The sequence below is a fragment of the Dorea sp. YH-dor226 genome (assembly GCF_039832105.1).
In the GTDB taxonomy this organism is placed as follows: domain Bacteria; phylum Bacillota; class Clostridia; order Lachnospirales; family Lachnospiraceae; genus Dorea_A.
This window is the reverse complement of sequence record NZ_JBDOHS010000001.1, coordinates 190656-205930: the sequence shown is the minus strand read 5'-3', so window position 1 is coordinate 205930 and position 15275 is coordinate 190656. Positions and strand designations below refer to the sequence as shown.

The 15275-nt window shown below is 41.6% G+C and carries 14 protein-coding genes; 12 read left to right on the top strand and 2 right to left on the bottom strand.

The annotated features are described in order from the left end of the window. Positions 1-6: 6 nt before the first annotated feature. From ABE547_RS01095 to folK, 6 genes are all read left to right on the top strand, one after another. Positions 7-864, top strand: coding sequence for a bifunctional 5,10-methylenetetrahydrofolate dehydrogenase/5,10-methenyltetrahydrofolate cyclohydrolase (locus ABE547_RS01095; RefSeq protein ID WP_347377030.1), 858 nt, complete (start codon positions 7-9; stop codon positions 862-864). 140 nt (positions 865-1004) lie between these two features. After that, a complete protein-coding gene (locus ABE547_RS01090; protein WP_347377029.1) occupies positions 1005-2363 on the top strand; it encodes a folylpolyglutamate synthase/dihydrofolate synthase family protein in 1359 nt (452 codons plus the stop codon). Beyond that, positions 2353-2910 carry a GTP cyclohydrolase I FolE gene (gene folE / locus ABE547_RS01085; protein ID WP_347377028.1) on the top strand — a complete coding sequence of 186 codons (558 nt, stop codon included), beginning with the start codon at positions 2353-2355 and terminating at the stop codon, positions 2908-2910. Before ABE547_RS01090 ends, folE begins: the two co-directional genes overlap by 11 nt. 4 nt (positions 2911-2914) lie before the next feature. Next, entirely contained in the window at positions 2915-3466 is a 552-nt protein-coding gene (locus tag ABE547_RS01080; protein WP_347377027.1) for an HD domain-containing protein, read from the top strand. A gap of 54 nt (positions 3467-3520) precedes the next feature. Next, positions 3521-4330 (top strand): dihydropteroate synthase, encoded by an 810-nt coding sequence (gene folP / locus ABE547_RS01075; protein ID WP_347377026.1) that lies wholly within the window; start codon positions 3521-3523, stop codon positions 4328-4330. Between the two features lie 19 nt (positions 4331-4349). Further along, entirely contained in the window at positions 4350-5162 is an 813-nt protein-coding gene (folK, locus tag ABE547_RS01070; protein ID WP_347377025.1) for a 2-amino-4-hydroxy-6-hydroxymethyldihydropteridine diphosphokinase, read from the top strand. 86 nt (positions 5163-5248) lie between these two features. On the opposite strand, the gene ABE547_RS01065 is transcribed toward folK, so the two are convergent. After that, on the bottom strand, positions 5249-7777 hold the full coding sequence (locus ABE547_RS01065) for a glycoside hydrolase family 3 N-terminal domain-containing protein (RefSeq protein WP_347377024.1): 2529 nt from the start codon (positions 7775-7777) through the stop codon (positions 5249-5251). 275 nt (positions 7778-8052) lie between these two features. Here ABE547_RS01065 and ABE547_RS01060 point away from each other — a divergent pair, with 275 nt between their 5' ends. The 3 genes from ABE547_RS01060 to ABE547_RS01050 all read left to right on the top strand — a co-directional run bounded on the left by ABE547_RS01060 (position 8053) and on the right by ABE547_RS01050 (position 12132). After that, the gene (locus ABE547_RS01060; RefSeq protein WP_347377023.1) at positions 8053-10404 is read left to right on the top strand and encodes a lamin tail domain-containing protein; all 2352 of its coding nucleotides are present in this window, start codon (positions 8053-8055) and stop codon (positions 10402-10404) included. A gap of 524 nt (positions 10405-10928) precedes the next feature. Then, positions 10929-11291 carry a TnpV protein gene (locus ABE547_RS01055; protein WP_347377154.1) on the top strand — a complete coding sequence of 121 codons (363 nt, stop codon included), beginning with the start codon at positions 10929-10931 and terminating at the stop codon, positions 11289-11291. 112 nt (positions 11292-11403) lie between these two features. Continuing rightward, positions 11404-12132, top strand: a complete 729-nt coding sequence (locus ABE547_RS01050; protein ID WP_347377153.1) for a DNA methyltransferase — start codon at positions 11404-11406, stop codon at positions 12130-12132. Between the two features lie 49 nt (positions 12133-12181). Here ABE547_RS01050 and ABE547_RS01045 read toward each other — a convergent pair whose 3' ends face one another. Beyond that, positions 12182-13045: a Dam family site-specific DNA-(adenine-N6)-methyltransferase gene (locus ABE547_RS01045; protein ID WP_347377022.1), complete on the bottom strand. Its 864-nt coding sequence runs from the start codon at positions 13043-13045 to the stop codon at positions 12182-12184. 85 nt (positions 13046-13130) lie between these two features. On the opposite strand from ABE547_RS01045, the gene ABE547_RS01040 reads away from it, so the two are divergent. From ABE547_RS01040 to ABE547_RS01030, 3 genes are read left to right on the top strand one after another with little or no spacing between them, the layout of a single operon-like run. Beyond that, positions 13131-13364 (top strand): helix-turn-helix transcriptional regulator, encoded by a 234-nt coding sequence (locus tag ABE547_RS01040; protein WP_347377021.1) that lies wholly within the window; start codon positions 13131-13133, stop codon positions 13362-13364. Further along, positions 13351-14160 (top strand): hypothetical protein, encoded by an 810-nt coding sequence (locus ABE547_RS01035; RefSeq protein WP_347377020.1) that lies wholly within the window; start codon positions 13351-13353, stop codon positions 14158-14160. Before ABE547_RS01040 ends, ABE547_RS01035 begins: the two co-directional genes overlap by 14 nt. A 38-nt stretch (positions 14161-14198) precedes the next feature. Continuing rightward, positions 14199-15275 carry a DUF262 domain-containing protein gene (locus tag ABE547_RS01030; RefSeq protein WP_347377019.1) on the top strand — a complete coding sequence of 359 codons (1077 nt, stop codon included), beginning with the start codon at positions 14199-14201 and terminating at the stop codon, positions 15273-15275.

Sequence of the window (15275 nt, the reverse complement as noted above, 5' to 3'; positions counted from 1 at the left end):
AAAAAGATGAGCATATTAATGAAAGGCGCTGACGTTGCCAATGCTATGAAAGAAGATCTGATAAGCAGAGTAGAATGTCTGAAAGAGAAAGGTACAGATCCGTGTCTGGCGATCGTAAGAGTCGGAGCGCGTCCGGATGACGTGTCTTATGAACGTGGTGCAAAGAAACGTATGGCAGCTATCGGTATTGAGTGTCGGATCGTGGAACTTCCGGAGGACATTCCACAGGACGAATTTATCCGGGAATTCGGAAAAGTCAATGAAGATCCGTCTGTACACGGAATTTTATTATTCCGCCCGCTGCCAAAGCATCTGGATGAAGAACCGATCAAGGCAATGATCGATCCGGAAAAAGACATGGACTGTATGAGCCCGATCAATATTGCAAAGGTATTTGCAGGAGATGAGACCGGTTATGCGCCATGTACCGCAGAAGCAGTGATGGAGATGCTGGATTATTATCAGATCGATCCGAAAGGAAAGAATGTTACGGTAGTCGGCAGAAGCATGGTCGTGGGAAAACCGCTCTCCATGATGTTATTGAAGAAACACGCGACGATCACAGTCTGCCATACCAGAACCGTTGATCTTCCGGGAGTGTGCGCAAAAGCAGATATTCTTGTTGCGGCTGCCGGAAAGGCCAGAATGATCACAGAAAATATGGTCGGAGAAGGCGCTGTGGTGGCGGATGTCGGAATCAATGTTGATGAAGCCGGCAATCTGTGCGGAGATGTGGATTTTGATGCGGTTGAGGCAAAAACATCCTATATCAGCCCGGTACCGAGAGGCGTAGGAAGTATTACAACGTCTGTTCTGGCAAAACACGTCGTACGTGCAGCTGAAAGACGATCAGAGATGAAATAACGAATTGCAATCACATACAGCTCCATTGCATGAGTTTTTGCAGTGGAGCTGTAACGTTAAAAGAAGATAATATGAGAAAATAGCGCTTTTTTCATATTGGAAACTGTGCTACAATGTAGAGAATATTGAGGAGACTGTATGTGAGTGATACAGAAACCGAAGTAACAGGTATTGGAAAGGACAGCAGGATGTTATACGAAGAAGCAAGGGTATATTTGGATGGTGTATCGAAATACGGAAGTGTACTTGGTCTTGACAGTATAAAGGGCTTGTTAGAAGAGCTGGGAAATCCGCAAAAAGATTTGACATTTATACACATAGCAGGTACCAACGGAAAAGGTTCGATACTGGCATACCTGTCTACGATCCTGACACAGGCAGGATATCGGACAGGAAGATATCTCTCTCCGACAGTGATGGAATATCTGGAACGTTTTCAGATTGACGGAACGTATATGGGGGAAGATGAATTTGCAGAAATCACATGTGAAGTAAAGAGGGCAGCAGAACGGCTGACAGAACAGGGGCGTCCGTCTCCGACAGCTTTTGAGATTGAGACCGCGATAGCATTCCGGTATTTTCAAAAGAGAGGCTGTGATTATGTTGTTCTGGAAGCGGGGCTTGGAGGACTGCTGGATGCAACAAATATTGTTGAAAATACAAAACTATGCATATTTGCATCCATCAGCATGGACCACATAGGGATACTTGGCAATACACTGGAAGAGATTGCTGAAAATAAAGCCGGAATCCTGAAAAAGGGTGCAGAGGCAGTGACCGGAAGTCAGCCGCTGTGTGTGTTAGAAGTATTAAAAAAGAAAGCAGAGGAAAAGGGATGTCCGCTTATTGTTGCAGAACCGGATACCGCACAGGTATCCGGACGAAGTCTGAAGGGACAGCGTTTTTCCTATAAAGAATATAAAGATATGGAGATCTCTCTTGCCGGGCAGCATCAGATTGAAAATGCGGTTACGGCACTGGAGGCAGTCAGAGTCCTGTGCCGTCAGGGGGTAAAAATCAGTCAGGAAGCCGTAAGGCGAGGGCTGAAAGAAACCAGATGGCCCGGCCGGTTTACCGTGTTTGCAGGGGAACCGACGGTAATCGCAGATGGCGCACATAACGAGGATGCGGCAAAAAGACTCGCGCAGAATGTAGATATGCTTCTGCCGGGAAAGAAAGTGACTGCCGTTATGGGAGTATTTCAGGATAAAGAATATAAAAAGATCATTACGATTATGGCACCGTATCTGGAATTTGTATATACCATTGATCTTCCGAATCGGGAAAGAACTCTTGGAAAGGAAGAGCTCTGTGAACAGCTGAAGAAACATGGGATACAGTCAGAAACGGCAGAAAGTACAGAAGAAGCATTAAGACTTGCTAAGCAGCGGGAAAAAAAGGATGGAGCAGTACTGGCATTTGGTTCGTTATCTTATCTTGGAGAAGTCATCCGGCTGGAAGAAAAAAGCTGCGGAAAGGAATTGGAAGATGGTAGATAGGGAAAAAGTAGAGCAGGCTGTTCGTCTTTTACTGGAAGGTATCGGAGAAGATGTGAATCGGGAAGGTCTGATCGAAACTCCTGCGAGAATTGCGAGAATGTATGGCGAGATCTGCGGGGGAATGGACGAAAATGCCGGAGAGCATCTGAAAAAGACATTTACAGCAGAAAATAATGAGATGGTTGTGGAAAAAGATATTACATTCTATTCCATGTGTGAACATCATATGCTTCCGTTTTACGGAAAGGTGCATATAGCATATATTCCGGACGGAAAGGTGGTTGGATTGAGCAAACTTGCCAGAACAGTAGAGGTCTATGCAAGGAGACTTCAGCTGCAGGAGCAGATGACAGCGCAGATTGCAGATGCGCTGATGGAGCATCTGAAACCGAAGGGTGTAATGGTACTGGCAGAAGCAGAGCATATGTGTATGACTATGCGTGGAGTAAAAAAGCCGGGAAGCAAGACGGTCAGTGTTGTTACAAGGGGAGAATTTGAAGATAACGAAAAGCTTCAGAACATGTTCTTCCGTATGATAGGGCGGTAACAGCATGAAGAATCACAGTGCATATATGACTTTAAAGCAGGAAGAGATACAGAAGATGAAACGGGTGCAGGATATATACCGGCATCCGTATTTTCAAAAATGTCTGGAAAACAACAGAAAAGCAGAAGAGTCAAGGGTATTCTGCAGACATGATATGGGACATTTTATGGATGTGGCAAGACTTGCATATGTATTTTCCATGGAGAGAGGATATCAGTTGGAAAAGGAAGAGATCTATGCGGCAGCACTGCTTCATGATATCGGAAAATGGAGACAGTACAGCGAAGGAGTGCCGCATGAACAGGCAAGTGCCGGGATTGCAGAAGGAATATTGACAGATACCGGATACGGAAAAGAGGAAAAAGAGCGGATCCTGACAGCGATATTAAATCATCGCAGAAAAGCGCAGGTTCAGCTGTCGGTGAAGACGGGAAGTGATCTGTTATCAGAGGTTCTGTATGATGCAGACAAGATCTCGCGGTCATGTTATGCCTGTCCGGCAGAAAAAGAATGTAACTGGAATAAGGAAAAGAAGAACCTGGAGATTCTGTGGTAAAGAGGAGTCTTCGGAGTACAGAATAATAGAAAGATACAGGAACGGGTGATAGAATTGAAGATAGGAAACAGAGAATTTGATACAAAGCATCACACATATATTATGGGGATCCTGAATGTGACCCCTGATTCTTTTTCGGATGGGGGAAAATGGAACGATTATGATGCCGCCATGCGTCATACGGAAGAAATGTTAAGCAGTGGATGCGATATCCTGGATATTGGCGGGGAATCCACCAGACCGGGACATCAGCAGATCAGCGAGGAAGAAGAGATCTTCAGAGTGACCCCATTGATTGAAGCGGTAAAGAAGAATTTTGACGTTCCGGTTTCGATAGATACGTATAAGAGCCGGGTCGCAGGTGCGGCAATTCAGGCAGGAGCAGATATGGTCAATGATATCTGGGGATTCCAGTATGATAAAGATATGGCACCTCTGGTAAAACAATATGATGTGTCCTGCTGTCTGATGCATAATCGAAATGAGGCAGTCTATGGAAACTTTATTGAAGATATGTATCAGGATCTGAAAACATGTGTAGAAACTGCGAAAGCGGCAGGAATTGCCGACGATAAGATTATGCTGGATCCGGGAGTTGGATTTGGAAAAACGTATGAGATGAATCTGGATGTAATGAAACATCTGGATCGATTCAATGAACTGGGTTATCCGATGCTCCTTGGAACTTCCAGAAAATCAATGATCGGACTGACGCTGGATCTGCCGGTAACAGAGCGGGAAGAAGGAACGCTTGTAACAACTGTCATGGCTGTGCAGTGTGGCTATGGATTCGTGCGAGTACATGATGTGGAAAAGAATCGAAGAGCCATTCGAATGACGGAAGCAATTCTTAACAGACCATAGAATCAGGGAGCGAAGAATCATGGATCAGATAAAGATAAAAGACCTGGAAGTATATGCCAACCATGGAGTATTTCCGGAGGAAACGAGATTGGGGCAGAAGTTTCTGGTAAGCTGTGTACTGTATCTGAATACAAGAAAGGCAGGAAAGCTGGATTCACTGGAGGAATCTGTCAATTATGGAACCATCTGTCAGCTAATCACGGAGCAGATGAAGAAGAAAACGTTTCAGTTAATTGAAGCTGTGGCAGAGCATCTTGCAGAAGTATTATTAACATTTGATGAAAGAATCCGTCAGGTTGATGTAGAGATCAAAAAACCCTGGGCGCCGATCGGGCTTCCGGTAGATATGGTTTCTGTGGCAATCAGCCGCAGCTGGCATGAAGTATACGTGGCGTTTGGGTCGAACATCGGAGATAAGAAACAGTATATTGAACATGCACTGGAAGGACTTCGGCAGACGGAAGGCTGCCGGGTAGAAAAAGTGTCAGAATTCATTATCACAGAGCCTTATGGCGGCGTGGAGCAGGATGAATTTCTAAATGGTGTGTGCAGGATCCGGACGCTTCTGACCCCGGAGGAGCTTCTTACAAGACTTCATGAACTGGAACAGGAAGCGGGAAGAGAACGTCTGATCCACTGGGGACCGAGAACGCTGGACCTGGATATCTTACTGTATGATGACTGGGTGATAGAAGAAGACGACTTTTGTATTCCCCACGTAGATATGCAGAATCGCAGGTTTGTTCTGGAGCCGATGGCAGAGATTGCACCATATAAGAGACATCCTATCTATGGCAAAACGATGAAAGAGATGCTTGCAGATCTGAAATAAAAAACAAAGGTTCTATCTGCCGGTTCAATGAAAATTGTTCTGGATTTGGCAGATAGAACCTTTTTTTAAGATACAGAGGAAAAGTCTTAGAAATCTGATTTGTAAGTTCCCTTTTCTCCGTCTATGGAAACGCAGGCATTCTGAGTCGCCGCAAGAATACGTCCGGCGCAGCGGTTCAGATCACGACGGGTGAGGGTTCCCTCCTTAATTGCTTTTCTGATTCGTTTCTTATCAGAGGAAGATCCGGGCATGAGCAGATCATTGCCGGATGCAATGCATACTGCCGGATCACTCTGTCCCTTGGCAGTCGCAGTCCAGTCGGTCATTACCAGACCGTCGAATCCCCATTCCTGACGAAGAACATGGGTTAACAGGTCTTTGCTGTTATTGGCGTAGGTCCCGTTAATCTTGTTATAGCTTGTCATAAGTCCCTTTGGATGGCTTTCGCGTACCGCGATCTCAAAACCGCGCAGATAGATCTCACGCAGGGCTCTTTCTGTCATATTGGAAGAGACATGATTCCGGTTGTTTTCCTGATTATTGCCGCAAAAATGCTTTAAAGTGACAGAACATCCCTGATTTTTCTGGACGCCTCTGGTAACAGCAGAAGCCATTTTACCGCTAAGAAGAGGATCTTCACTGTAGTATTCAAAGTTGCGTCCACAGAGAGGATTGCGGTGGATATTCATTCCGGGGGCCAGCCAGAAGCTGACGCCGTACTCCAGCATCTCCTCGCCGACAGCCTGTCCCATCTGCTCCAGAAGATCCGGATTCCAGGTCTGTGCCATAGCTGTGGCTACCGGAAATGCAGTGGTGTACTGATAATATACCTGATCTTTTTCCGGATTTCCACAAAGCAGTTTTTTGAAGATTTCAGGGAAATATTTCATCATGTCGATCTGCATGTCGATCATTTTGGCTGTTCCGTTCCGGCCGATCGTTGAGCGGCGCTGGATACGAAGACCGGCAGGACCGTCAGCAAGCACCAGGTTAACAACACCTTTTTTCAAAAGTGAGGAGGTTGTATTGCCGGCTGCGCCCGGAACTTTTACATAGCTTTCGTTCATGAGCATATCTTTCAGTCCTGCTCCGACTACCAGCTGAATACGTTCTTTTACGGTCAGCTTTTTCAGATCTTCTGTCAGCTTCTGATTTCCTGTGACCGGAAGTTCGTCATAAGTGAAGGTGACAGTCGGAAGGTCCTCCTGTGTGATATCCAGGTGATCTTTTTCCTCCGGAGCTTCAGTTACATCAGGTGTTTCCGAATCTGTCTCACCCGGAGCTTCCGGATATAGTACTTCAAGCGGAGTCTGTACCGGACAGATATGTTTATGGACGGATGCACAGATGTCTTCTGTAATATTCAGTACCGCACATACTTCTGTCTGGCGGGAGTGACTTCCAATACGGAGCAGACAGGTGCCTTTTTCTATGATTGTGGAAGCGGAAGCTTCATTATAACTTGTCAGATAGGATAATGGGAAAGTCAGAGTCAGTATCTCCTCCTGTCCCGGTTCCAGGGTGTCTGTTTTGGCAAATGCAACCAGACGCTGATATTCCTTTTTCAGGTTTCCCTGAGGGCAGCTTGCATACAGCTGTACAATTTCTTTTCCGGAATAAGTATCTCCGGTATTTTTTACAATTACCCGCACAGAGATCGTATCCCCTGATTTTTCGATTCCCTGATACCGGATGTCGAATGTTGTGTAACTGAGCCCGTATCCGAATGGATAGCGGGGAGTAATCCGGAAGGTATCATAATAACGGTAACCGACATAGATGTCTTCCAGATAGTTCTCATTTTCCAGATCTCCATTCAGATAGCTGTAATCCATGCCGTATGGAACGTCAGAATAAGAACTTACCCATGTATCTGTGAGCTTTCCGGACGGAGTAACTTTTCCGGATATGACATCTGCAAATGCAGTGCCGCCTGCGGTTCCAAGCTGACAGAAATATACGAGCGCATCAATGCCCGGAATTTCTTCCATAAAACTGGTATCAAAAGAAGAGCCGATATTCAATACAACGATTGTTTTTTTATAATGCTGTGTACAGAAACGAATATTCGTCTTTTCAGTGTCGGATAACTGGAAATCCTGATTTTCAAGCTTCCTGTCGCTTCCTTCGCCGGACTGTCTTGCGACTACATAGATACAGGTATCCGTATCACTGTCTGTCACATCCTGCTCTGTAATCAGACGGCCGAACGGGTAGAGATAAGATTGAAGAAACATAGTGAGATAAGACTGGATATCCAGTTTTTTCAGGGAGGACTTTATCTTTGCTTCCAGTTCTTTCAGTCCGGTTTCATACTCTTCAGTATAATCGTCCAGCCACTTTTTTGTGGTTACCTCATAGCCTGCGGCTTCCATACCTTCCAGTATCGATACACTGTGCCGTTCATTTACTTCGCCGGACCCGGTTCCACCTTTGATCGTATGTTCTACACCGGATCCATACATGGCAATCTTGCCGGAAGGAATCGGCAGCGCATCATGATTTTCAAGGAGAACGATACCCTCCAGCGCTGCAAGATAGGCAATCCGGCGATGCGGTTCTTCGTAAGGCAATACGCGATCATCTGTTTTTGCGTATGTAATATAGTTTTTCATTGAAAAATGCCTCCTTACCATAAGTCGTAATATATGATAATTACAGTATACAGGAAGTGAAGGAAGAAAGAGAAGAAAACCTTTGAAATTTATGAATTTTTAATTCCTTTTTATATCTTGTGTCCGATCGTTTTACTGTAGAAGAATAGCGCGAAATTACAAACATTTTACAAACATTTGACGGGACTGCGCTTTTTCGATTTGTTCAATCCGTTTATAGTAAAATCAGCAAAACAGTATGCTGATGTGAAGAGAGTAAAAAGGAGGATGTATTTATGAAAAATCTGAAAAAGATAATGGTGGTGCTGTTCGCCATGCTTCTTGCAGTTACTTCGCTGCCGGTGGGAACAGCATATGCTGCTGCACCGGATCATATCGTGATTAATCAGATCTATGGTGGCGGCGGAAAAGGGAAAACACCATTTTCAAACAGCTTTATTGAACTTTATAACCCTACGGATTCAGAGATTTCTCTGTCAGATTACAGGATTACATATTCGTCCAACCGGGAGAACCAGGATGGAAAACATGCAGGATCTACCTGGCAGAGCGATGGGACGGTTGAGGTAAAAGAACTTTCACTTGCCGGCAGCATTCCGGCGAAGTGTTCTTATCTGATTCGCTGTGCAGCTGAGGATACATCTGTTGCGGTTGTATCGCTTGATCAGGCAGATATGGATTGGAATCAAGTGATTGATAATGACCAGTCTGTTGAAGTTATTCTGTATAAAGGCACAGACAAAATCGATGCAATATCTACAAGAACAACAGACTTTCAGGATATCGGAGAGGGAAGCGCTCCTGCTACAACAGATATTTCCAAACAAAAATCACTGCGTCGCACCAACTTTGCAGATACGGATAACAATGTAGCAGATTTTTGCCTGCTTGTCTGGAATAATATAGCTGAAGCGGAAAAAGAGGCATTTATTGCGGCAAATCGCCCCAGAAGTCTGGCTGACGGAGCATGGACAGAAGATACGACCGGTGGAAGTGCGGAACCGCAGATTGTCATTAATGAAGTAGAGTCAAATGGAGACGTTACGGACTGGGTAGAAATCTATAATGCAGGAATAACACCGGTCGATATCAGTGGCTGGTATATGTTGGATAATGATCCGGTGAAGCATGCAAAGGATGTTACACCTGTGGCAGAAGGAACGGTTCTGAATCCGGGAGAATATTATGTATTCGACCAGAATATTCATTTTTCTTTTGGACTTGGTAATCCGGATCAGGCAACTGTTTTTAATAAAGATGGCGTGAAGATCGCGGAATATGCATGGGAGAACCATGCAAACGGAGTCTATGCGAGAATACCGGACGGAACCGGTGAATTTCAGGATGTTGAAGTATCCACGAAGGGAACCGCAAATCAGGGTACGGAAGACGAAGGAAATACGGAGGATCCGTCTGTTGAGACGATTGAATGGCCGGGAAAGGGTGAGATCACAGTCTTTGATAAAGAACCAACCTTCCTGGAGGATGCTTCCGGACTGGATTTTTACAATGGACAACTCTATGCGGTAGATAATGGTACGGGAAAATTCTGGATTCTGGACGTTGCTGAGGATGGTACACTCAGCTTTGCAAAAGGGTTTGAGAATGGAAAACGTGTCCGCTTCCAGAAGGACGCAGAAAATCCGGATGCACCGGGACCTGATACCGAGGGAATCACGGTGGATGGCAATGGATTCGTATATGTTGCATCAGAGCGTGATAATAATGCGAAGGGTGTGAATTACAATACGATTCTGAAAGTAGATCCGAATGCAGAAGGATATGATCTGACTGCATTGCAGGAATGGGATCTGACAGCCTCCTTGCCTCAGGTATCCGCAAACATGGGAATTGAAGCAGTAGAATGGGTGTCTTATGCGAATGTTGAGGGGAAACTCTGGGATCAGAATACCAAAGCCGCTTTTGATCCGGCTCTGTATCCGAATGCCGTAGCAGAAGGTGTATTTTTCGTTGCGCTGGAGGATAATGGACATGTGTATGCCTATATTCTGAATCAGGATGGAAGCGTTGTACAGATTGCCGATATTGACAGTAAGCTCGGAGGTGCGATGGCACTGGACTATGATACTTATGAAGATGTTTTATGGGTTGTTGCCGATAATGGCTATGGTAACCGTGCCGCAAAGGTGACATTGACAGGTCAAGAAACAGTAAAGATTGTCCATGTAGCGCCGCCAAGTGGACTGGATGTCGCAAAAAATAATGAGGGATTTGCGATTGCAGATGCAAGTTATACAAAGGATGGACAGAGACCGGTATATCGCTTTGAGGATGGCGTAAAGTCCGGAGCACTTAAGATAGGATCTCTTGCATGCGATTACAAAGAGAACACAGAGGATCCTGAGAATCCCGGCCCATCCACAGAAGATCCGGTAAAAGATCCGGAAAACACTCCGGATCCTGGCAATTCGGGAGCGAACAACTCTGGTGCGGGCAGCTCTGCGAATGGTCAAGCAGGTCAGAAGGAGGTACCATCACAGAATGATGGAACTGTCAGAGCAGCAAAGACCGGAGACGGCGCTGATCTGAACCTTTGGGTTCTGTTGTCAGTTGGTTCATTCTTGATTTTCTGTGTGGCAGTTATGAGAATGCTGAAATACAGATAAGAACTATAGTAAATGGGAAAAGGAGATTGCCATTCCGGTAATCTCCTCATTTGTTCCCAGAATAGTTCATATCGTTGCTGCGGTAAAGACTGCATTGATGAGATGGAAAGATTTGTAACAGAGCATTGATACAGTAGTTGAAACTCTGAAAAACAGGAGTATCAATCGTGAAGGTGGACGTACTGTTGGATCATGCCGTATTGCTACAATCATCGAGTAATCATAGTCTGTTATCAGAGTATTAATTCAGATATTACCCCAGAAACTTTAAATTGCAGGATGTTTTCGACAGATATGATTGGGTAGTGCGTGTCCTTGGGAAAAATGTTGTAGAGGATGTGGTATGGCAGGATATACAAGAGCAGAAGGCATTAGAAGAAAGACGGCGAATGGAGCAAATGCCAAAAGGAAGTATTCACGAAAGGCTGGCTTTGGGTATCCAAAAGAATGAGATGGAGAACCAGCAACGCAAGGAAAATAAAACGAAAAACAAAGGAATGGAGAAATAAGATGATGAAAAGCACATTTATGATGAAAGTAATGGACTAAACTACACACTGCATGGAGATTATTATCTGCCGGATCTGGTAGTGAATGAAGAAAAACTGATATATGGAAAATATGGAATGCTGCGGAAACGTTTTTTGAAGAAGCATAGACCGGCAAGATACCAGTATTTACTGATGACTGGGGAGTTGACAGCACACTTGAATCAAGTTGCTCAGGAAGCCAGAGAGCAGGTAGAAACGATGATGAAGCAGATGGCGGAAAAACAGGGAGTGACGGAGATGCTGAAAATGCAGGACCAGATGAAATGGGTTGGATTGATGAACAATATAAAGGCTTGTGCAGAAGAAATTGCATTGAAAGAAATTATATATTTGTAAGGAATAAGAAATCTCTGTTCGAATGTTTATTGATATTTAATATTCGAATGGAGATTTTTTTATGGACAAATAAATATGGCAGAAGTATAATGAGTAAAAAAAGAAAGGGGAGATCTTTATAAGGGAAGCACCAGAAAAATTCAAATTAGAAGACACAACAATATGGTCATTTCCAGAAAGAGGAAGTTGGGCTACACATTCGGGAAAATATAGAGGAAATTGGTCTCCATACATTCCCAGAAATCTTATTTTACGTTATTCAAAGAAAAATGATTGGATACTAGATCAATTCTTAGGCAGTGGTACAACATTGATAGAAGCAAAGCTATTAGGAAGAAATGCTATCGGTGTTGATATAAATTCTGAAGCTGTCAAGCTATCTAACACAAATCTTAATTTTACGTGTCAAGAAAGTTCAAAAATTTTCACAAAGCAAGGAAATGCAACTAAATTATCGTTTATAAAAGATGAAAGCATAGACCTTATCTGTACACATCCACCATACGCAAATATTATACGATACAGTAAAGAAATTCCGGGAGATATTTCACACTTAAAATATGAGGAATTTTTGAAGGCGTTGGAGCAAGTCGCAAGAGAAGCATATAGAGTATTAAAGAAGCAGGGAATATGTGCATTTATGATCGGAGACATACGACAGGAAGGTTATGTATTGCCTTTGGGTATGCAGTCTATGCAGAAATTTACAGATGCTGGTTTTAGACTTAAAGAAATTATTATAAAGGAACAGCATAATTGCCGATCATCAGATTACTGGAATAATATACAAAAAACATTTTTGATGTTGGCGCATGAATATATATTTATCTTGGGAAAATAGAAATCTGGTAAAGAAAAGGAGATACAGGCATTGAGTATCTCCTTTGGGATTACCAAGTAAGAAGTAGCTTATCATGAACTACTTCATTTTGCATGGTTTGTCCTGCGTTTTGCAAGCGATCAATCATGGAGGTGCCACAGTTTACAAATACCTCTCTGTTAAATAAACCAGTGGGTGGGGCGATAGAGATGTCTTTTTTGTTAGATTCTCTGGTGCCATTAATTGATAACATAACATAAACTCCTCGGGCTTTACATTCTGCAATTTTGGTAAATAAATTTTCAATATTGAAAGTTTGAGCCCCATAAATAATACTTTGACTATGTGTATATGGCGGATCACAGTAAACGAGATCTCCAGGTTTGGCGCTATCCATGCATTCTTCGAATGACATGGTTGAAAATGTCGAATCCTTTATAAGAGAGTGCCACAAATCTACTCTTTTTGAAAAGGTTTCTGGTTTGATAGGATTATGTGGACCTCTTGGAGTAGACATATACCCATCAACCTTTCGAAAACGTATTATTCCGGAATAACATGTACGTGATAGAAGGCAGAAATCTAATGCATTGTGGTTAGTATTAAATCTATCTCGGATTTCATTATATTTATCGGAAGGATTCTGATAATATTCTTCGATTTCTTTTGAGTAATATTCTTTAATTTGTTGTGGATCATATTTGACAATATTAAAAATGTCAATTAAAAACGGTAAAATATCACTAGCATATGAATGAACAAACATAGGAGTTTGGTTCATACTGTTTTGATATAGTAATTGTGCCATTACAGCACCACTACCTAAAAAGGGTTCATAATAATCATTAAATTGTTCAGGCATATATGAAATAATGGTTTCAGCAAATCTCTGTTTATTCCCTATCCATTTTAATAATGCTGGTACTTTGGACATTGTTCGATCCTCGCATGTAACTTATAGTCTGTAGACTCAAAGTCTACAATGATATTATAATTTAACTAATTGGAGGTGTCAAGCAATGCAGGAAGAAATACGTGTCGCTTATGGAAAAGCCGTAAGAACAATACGACAAAATAAGAAAATATCGCAGGAAGAATTAGCTGATTTATGTGGACTACATAGAACATATATAAGTGACATAGAGCTTGGTAAGCGCAATGTTTCTTTGGAAAACATAGATAAAATTGCGCAGGCATTGCAAGTAAAAAAATCTGAATTATTTGTTGAGGTGGAGCACTATGAGAGAATTTAAGGAGTTTAAACGAGAAGATAAATCGTTTTGGTTTTTTATTCGATTTATTAGTGAAAAATTGGGGTATTCCCAAAAAGGGATTGTTTTAACCTATACAGTAGAACAAATAGAAAAACTCTGCGAAAAAGAGAATATTGAAGTTTCGCCTGATAGAATCAATAAAGCTGTTTTGTATTGCAATATGCGGGCAGATTTATTAAATAATACAATTGAAAAAAATCTGATGGATGTTGATGAAGCAAAGCAGATATTTGAAGAAATGAGAAACAGCGGAAAATATAAATGTAAGCTTATTATGAACAAGCAACGCAAAGAGATAAAAAAAATAAATTATTTTACAGCGATTATAACTATGATAGCGGAAGAAATGCTTGGAGGAGATGAAGAGTTCAATCCAGATCCAAGAGGACTTGTATATTTGTTGAATAACCGCAAAATTATAGGAGCATCTTCTAGAAGATTTGATGGGGCATATCCATCGATTTATAATCCTAAAATAGTATGGGAAATAAAAGAGTATTATTATTCTAAATCATTTGGAAGTCGTGTTGCAGATGCAGTGTATGAAGCTGAACTTGATGGATATGAGTTTAATGAAATATATGATAGAACAGGACAACAGGTATACCATGTGATGTTTATTGACAGTCATTATACTTTCTGGGGACAAGGGAAATCATATTTGTGTAGGTTTGTTGATACACTTAATATGGGACTTATAGATGAACTGATTGTGGGAAAAGAAGTACTGACAAGATGGAGAGAAGTTCTTGCAGAGTTTATTGAAAAGGAATAATGTTTAGCGGAATAAAAAATTTTTACAGGAGAGCAGATATGGATATTAGTGCAGAAATTCAGAAATATCGTCAAGAAATAAAATCGGAAAGAATGGATATGTCTTTTGGAGAAATAATTAATATGTATAGAGATAAAGAAATAATTATTTCGCCAGAATATCAGAGAGCTTTTCGATGGGATGAACAAAGACAGTCAGATTTTATAGAGTCGATATTGTTAGGAATCCCATTTCCCTCCATTTTTGTGGCAACGAATCCTGATGGAAAATGGGAGTTGATTGATGGGCTGCAAAGAGTGTCGACTGTGCTATCTTTTTTTAATGAATTGAAAGATGAAGAAGGAAATCCGTATCCCAAAAATGGCTTGAAATTGGTAGAAGGAAGTATGTTGAAAGGATTGAAGGATATTACTATTGACACTTTGCCATTGGAATATAAATTGCAAATTAAACGTACTCCATGTAGGGTAGAGATTATTCTTAAAGAAAGCGAATTTAAAATGAGATATGAGCTTTTTAAAAGATTAAATACCGGAGGAGAAGGATTATCAAGACAAGAAATAAGAAACTGTATATTTAGAGGATTAGACAGTAGATATAGTGAATTTGTTGCTGAATTGGCACAAAATAATATTTTTAGAGAAATAGTAAATATTAGTATATCGAATGAAGAGAAAATGTATTATGAAGAACTTGTATTAAGATATTTAACATTAAAAAATAAAGGTACAAGATATTCACAAGCGAATATACAGGATTATATGGATGATTATTTGGAAAGTCAATGTAGAGCATTTGACAGTACGCAGATTGAAACAGATAAAGTCTTGTTTTCCAATATAATGAAGACTTTAGAAAAATTGAAGAACAATAATATTTTTAAATTGGGAAAGAGATATTTTACTACAAGTATGTATGATGCAATAATGCTCAGTTTGTCAGATAGCACAGTCGATTTAGAAAAAGTGAATATAGAACAGTTGGGTGAAAAAATAACAAGATTGAAGGAAAGTGTTGATTTTAATAAATATGTTGGATCAGCAAGTAGCAATCCAACTAGTATAACCAATAAGGTTAAAATTGCAAAAAAAGTGTTGTTGGGTATTACGGAGTAA